This window comes from Prosthecobacter sp., from assembly GCF_044373815.1.
Classification (GTDB): Bacteria; Verrucomicrobiota; Verrucomicrobiia; order Verrucomicrobiales; family Verrucomicrobiaceae; genus Prosthecobacter.
Genome location: NZ_JBIPNG010000431.1, coordinates 1 through 5,708, shown reverse-complemented (window position 1 = coordinate 5,708; position 5,708 = coordinate 1). Strand labels below are relative to the sequence as shown.

Sequence of the window (5,708 nt, the reverse complement as noted above, 5' to 3'; positions counted from 1 at the left end):
GCGATGCTGACGAAGGCCTGCCAGATCGCCGTGGAGAAGGGCGGCTTCCGCATGGCGTGGGTCGGACTGCACGACGCCGCCGCGAACAAGCTGCAGCCGGTGGCCTCTGCGGGCGTGGTGGAGGGGTATCTGGAGCTGCTGAACATCGACCTGAGCGACAAGGCGCGGAGCAGCGGCCCCTCGGGGCGGTGCTTCATGTCCGCAGAGCACATCACCTGCCACGACATGGAGCAGGACCCGCTGCTGGCACCGTGGCGCGAGGAGGCGCTGAAGCGCGGCTACCGCTCCTCCGCCTGTTTCCCGCTCAAAGTCGCGGGCAGGATCGTCGGCGTCTTCATGCTCTATTCGGACAAGACCGGCTTCTTCAACGAGGAGGAAACGCTGCTGCTGGATGAACTGGCCATGGACATCGGCTTTGCGCTGGAGGTAGGCGAAGGCGAGGCCAAACGCAGGCAGGCGGAGCAGGAGCTGCGCTGGCGCACGGCCTTCTTTGAGGCGCAGGTGCATTCCGCGATCGATGGCATCCTCGTGGTGGACAGCGAAGGCAGAAAGCTGCTCCAAAACAAGCGGATGAACGAGATGTGGAAAATCCCGCCGCCCATTGCCGACGACCCTGACGAGTCCAAGCAGGTCCAGTTCATCCTCGGCCGGATCTGCGAGCCGCAGGTCTTTGCCGAAAAGCTCGCCCATCTCAATGCACATCCGGATGATTCGAGCACGGATGTCATCGAACTGCTGGATGGCACCGTCCTGGAAAGCTACTCTGCGCCCGTGCGCGGCAGTGATGGCACCTACTACGGCCGTGTGTGGACCTTTCACGACATCACCGAGCGCAAGAAGCTTGAGGCGCAGTTTCTCCGGGCTCAGCGCATGGAGAGCATCGGCACGCTCGCCAGCGGCGTGGCTCATGATCTCAACAACATTCTCACTCCCATCATGATGTCCGTGGCCGTGCTGCGCCTGGGGTTGCCAGCGGAAAAACGTGACAGCCTGTGTGACACCATCGAGATGAGCGCCGCACGTGGGGCGCAGATCGTCAAGCAAGTGCTCGCCTTTGGCCGTGGATTGGATGGCGAACGGCATCCTTTGCAGGTGGATGTGCTGATCACTGAGATGGAGCAGATGATCCGCAGCACCTTCCCCAAGGAAGTCGTCCTCGAATGCCTCAAAGGTCCGCGCTTGAGGCTCGTGCTCGGAGATGCCACGCAGATTCACCAGGTGCTGCTGAACCTCTGTGTGAATGCGCGTGATGCCATGCCGGATGGAGGAACGCTGCGGCTGAGCGCCACCAATCTCGACATCGATGCCAGCTACGCGAGCATGCTGTCCGACATAGCGCCAGGCCCGCATGTGCTGCTGGAAGTGAGCGACACGGGCAGCGGCATCCCTCCTGAAATCCTGGAACGCATCTTTGATCCCTTCTTCACCACTAAGGAAATTGGCAAAGGCACAGGACTCGGCCTCTCCACGGTGCACGGCATCGTCAAGAGTCATGGCGGCCTGCTCAAGGTGGTGACCGCACTAGGCAAAGGGACGACTTTCCAGGTTTATCTGCCGGCCGCCCCGGATCAGGAGGCGATGGCGGACATCTCTGCCTCTGCGCCTGCTCCGACCGGCCACGGGGAATGCGTGCTGGTGGTGGACGATGAGGTGGCGATCGCCAACGCGGCGCGAGAGGTGCTGGAGGCAAACGGCTACCGCGTCTTGCTGGCCAATAATGCGACGGAAGCCCTTGTCTTGTACACCGATCACTCGCAGGAAGTTGCCCTCGTTTTGACGGACATCATGATGCCGGGCATGAATGGTGTTCTGCTTCTGCGCACGCTGCGGAAAATAAACCCAGGCGTCCCGGTGATCGCTTCCTCGGGGTTGTGCAATCAGGCCCAGCTCGACACCATGAAATCGCTGGGGGTGGATACAGTCCTGCACAAGCCGTACAATTCAAACATGCTTCTGCGCACGATCGACGGAGTGCTGCACCCGAAGGCGTGAGGACAGTCTAGGTGAGGATTTCTTGGATCACGTGCCCATGCACGTCGGTGAGGCGGCGGTCCGCGCCGTTGTGGCGGAAGGTGAGTTTCGTGTGGTCGAAGCCGAGAAGATGCAGCAGCGTGGCGTGCTGGTCGTAGCACAGGGTCGGATTCACTGCGGCCTTGAAGGAGAATTCATCGCTTTCGCCATACGTCGTGCCGCCCTGGATGCCGCCGCCGGCCATCCAGCTCACGAAGGTGTTTCCATTGTGATCACGGCCTTTGCTGCCCTGGCTGTAGGGCGTGCGGCCAAACTCGCTGGTCCATAGCACAAGGGTCTCGTCAAGCAGGCCGCGCGCTTTGAGGTCGTGCAGCAGTCCGGCGATGGGCTGATCCGATCGCACGCACATTTTCTCAAAGTCGGAGCCGGCGGTGATGTCGCCGTGGTTGTCCCAGTTTCCCGCTGCACCGTTGAGGGAGCCGCCGCACCAGAGCTGCACAAAGCGCACCCCGCGCTCGATGAGCCGCCGCGCGATGAGGCAGTTGCGGCCCAGCGGCTCGGTCTTGTCGTTGCCGAATCCATAGAGCTGCTTTGTCGCCGTGGTCTCGCCGCGGAGGTCGAGCACTTCGGGCACGGCAAGCTGCATGCGCGCGGCGAGTTCATAGCTGGCGATGCGGGCTTCGAGCCGTGAGTCGCCGGGCTGAAGTTGTGCGCGGTTCAGTTTCGCGAGCACGTCGAGGCCATCGCGCTCGCTCGCAGCATTGACGAAGCCCGCGCTCTTGGGTGGGAACAGGTCGGGCACGGGATTCGCCGCCGAGGGGTTGAGCATCGTGCCCTGATGCAGTGCGGGGAGGAAACCGTTCGTCCACGCAGCCTTTCCCGTCCACGGCAGGCCCACGGGATCAGGCAGTGCGACGAAGACGGGAAGATTGTCCGTGAGGCTGCCGAGCGCGTAGCTGACCCAGGCGCCGACGGTCGGAAACCCTGGACTCAAGAAGCCGCTGGTCTGCAGGGTCTGCCCCGCGCTGTGCTCGCTCGTGGGCGCGTTCATCGCCATGAGGAAGGCCATGTCATCAACGCACTTCGCGAGGTTTGGCAGTGCGCTGCTCACCCAGCGCCCGCACTGGCCGTGCTGCCGCCATTCCCATGGGCTTTTCAGCAGCGGCCCGGGACTCGATACCGTGCCGCCGGTGACGGTGAAGTTCACCTTCTCGCCGCCACGTCGTTGCAGCTCCGGCTTGTAATCAAACATGTCGCACTGGCTCGCGCCGCCCAGCATGAAGAGCTGGATGACCTGCTTCGCGCGCGCCGGGTGCTGGGGCAGATGCATGGCAGACACAGGCGCATCACCCGCGAGCAGTCCCTGCTCCTGCAGCAGGCATGCAAGCGCCACGGAGCCGAAACCACCGCCGCTGTGCTGCAGAAATTCGCGGCGGGTGAGTGGGTGAGAATGGGGTTTCATGGCAGAGGATCAGTTTACAAACAGGAACTCATTCGAGTTGATGAGCACGCGGCAGGCGCTGGCCAGGCCGTGGCGGCGCGCGTGCTCGACGAGCAGCGCAGATTCCGCAGCTGACGGTGCACGCGCGCAGAGCAGGCGGAAGGCGCGCCCGACCTGGGACTCAAGACCATCTGCTTCGCGTTCGATGCGCGCGGCGAGGTGCTCGCACTGGCGCAGGACGAAGCGGTTGTTCCAGAGCGAGAGTGCCTGCAGCGGTGTGATCGTGTCATTGCGCTTCGGTGTGGAGAGCGACGGGTCCACGGCGTCGAAGGCATCAAGCAGCGGGTCGTTGATGTTGCGGAAGAGGAAGCGATAGACGCTGCGCCGGTAGCTCGCAGGGCTGTCAGGATCGAAGGCTCCATAGTCAATGCGCGGAGTGACGGCCTTGTTGGGGTCGTCGAATTTGAACTGCATCGCCGAGGGGCCGCCCATCGTCAGATCGAGTTTGCCGCTCGCGGCGAGCATGGCATCGCGCACGTTTTCGGCGTCGAGTCGCTGGCGGTTCATGCGCCAGAGAAAGCGATTGTCGCCGTCCACGCGCGCGGCGGCGTCGCGGTGCGTGGATACCTGCCGGTACGTCGCACTCGTCACAATGAGCTTGTGGAGCTGCTTCAAAGAGCCGCCGCTGTCGCGAAACTGCACGGCAAGCCAGTCGAGCAGCTCAGGATGCGTGGGCAGCGAACCCATGCGGCCAAAGTCATTCGGTGTCTCCACCAGGCCGCGCCCAAAATGCCAGTGCCACACGCGGTTCACGATGCTGCGCCAGGTGAGCATGTTCTCCGGCGCGGTGATCCAGCGTGCGAGCGCGGTGCGGCGTGCGGCTTCGTCCTTGGAATTGGCGAGTGAAAATTCCGACGGCAGCGTGCTCACCGCCGCGAGTGCGCCGGGGCCGACGGGCGCGAGCGGTGACTTGATGTCGCCGCGTCGAAGCACGGCGATGGGCAGCGGTTCCTTCGTGGGCTTGTAGTTGCGCAGCGGCGCGAAGTCCGCGGCGATGGCCCACACTTTCTGTTCGGCGGGAAACTGCGCGAGCTGCTGTTTAAGAAACACGACGCGATGCGTGTCGAAGAGCTGTTTGCGCTCGGCGTCCGAGCGTTCGGATTCCGGCCGCGCGAGCTTGCCGAGCAGCGCGAGCGGCAGTGTCGGCGCGCGCACGGGCTGCGTTTTGTCCGTGACCGAAAGTCGGAAGCGTCCAATGAGATGATGCTGTCCGTGAAGCTGGTCGAGTTCGATGACCATCACTGAGCCATCCGCTGCGGCGAGAGGTTGCTTCAACTCGACGACTGCGTGGTGTGCCTGCCCGACCTCGGGGAAGATGCCCCATGCGGTGTCCTTCCTGCCGTCGATGGCGCGCTCGATTCCCCAGCCGCTTTGATTGAAATCCGCCGACGCATTTTGGAGCGCAAGCGGCGTTGGCTTTTCCGCTCCGGCCGCACTCACGCGGATTTCCGAGAGATGCAGATTACCATTCTCCTGGCGGCCCGGGCCACGTTTAGGCAGGCGCTCATCCGGCAGCACTTCGAGCCGCAGTGCGGTTACGCGTGGCAGCGTGGTTTTCACGCGAACCGTGTAGGTGTCCTTGTCCGCCGCCTCGCCCGTGGCGAGCCATGAGCCGTCATCGAGCTGGGTGAATGTGGTCGCGCCATTCGTTGACTCGACGCGCTCGACTTCCAGCGGCGTCCAGACTGCCGCCTGGGTGGCAAGTGACTTCTCCCACGCCGATTGCGCGCGAGTGAGTTCGTTGCGCTCTGCCGCAGTCGCCGGATGCGAGTCAGGATTTTTTTCCAGTTCCGCAATTTTCGTCCGCAGCGCGGCGCGTTCGGCGCGGAGCTTGGGGTTGGCATCGAAGGAGCGTTCGGTGCGCCCCACGCCCGCGAAGTCGGCCTGCAGCCGGTAGTAATCGCGCTGGGAGATGGGATCGAACTTGTGCTCATGGCAGCGCGCGCAATGCACCGTGAGGCTGAGGAAGGTGCCCGCCGTGCTCGCGACCATGTCATCGCGGTCGAGATTCAGCGCGATGCGTTTGCAGTCGGTGCCATCCACCTGCTCGACAAGCGCGCTTTGATTGAACGGCCCTGCCGCCGCAAAACCGAGCGCGGGCGTGAGCGAAGGCTCGTCAGGATAGAGTGCGTCCGCCGCCAACTGCTCCTGCACAAAGCGAGCATACGGCTTGTCGGCATTCAGCGCCGTGATGACGTAGTCGCGATACGGCCACGCCTCCATGCGCGGACGGTCC

Annotated in this window: 3 protein-coding genes; 1 reads left to right on the top strand and 2 read right to left on the bottom strand. The window is 63.6% G+C overall.

Annotated features, from left to right (window positions below):
• Window positions 1-1,992 (top strand): ATP-binding protein (locus tag ACIREA_RS25200; protein ID WP_397385087.1); only part of this gene is annotated, 1,992 nt, incomplete at its 5' end.
• A 7-nt stretch (window positions 1,993-1,999) separates the two neighbouring features.
• Here the strand turns inward: ACIREA_RS25200 and ACIREA_RS25195 are convergent.
• Both ACIREA_RS25195 and ACIREA_RS25190 read right to left on the bottom strand, forming a co-directional pair.
• Window positions 2,000-3,433, bottom strand: a complete 1,434-nt coding sequence (locus ACIREA_RS25195) for a DUF1501 domain-containing protein (protein WP_397385086.1) — start codon at window positions 3,431-3,433, stop codon at window positions 2,000-2,002.
• Window positions 3,434-3,442: 9 nt separating this feature from the next.
• Window positions 3,443-5,708 (bottom strand): DUF1553 domain-containing protein (locus tag ACIREA_RS25190; RefSeq protein WP_397385085.1); only part of this gene is annotated, 2,266 nt, incomplete at its 5' end.

Excerpts from the sequence above, each read along its gene's own strand:
- ACIREA_RS25195 (WP_397385086.1), bottom strand. The coding sequence starts at position 3,433 with ATGAAACCCCATTCTCACCCACTCACCCGCCGCGAATTTCTGCAGCAC.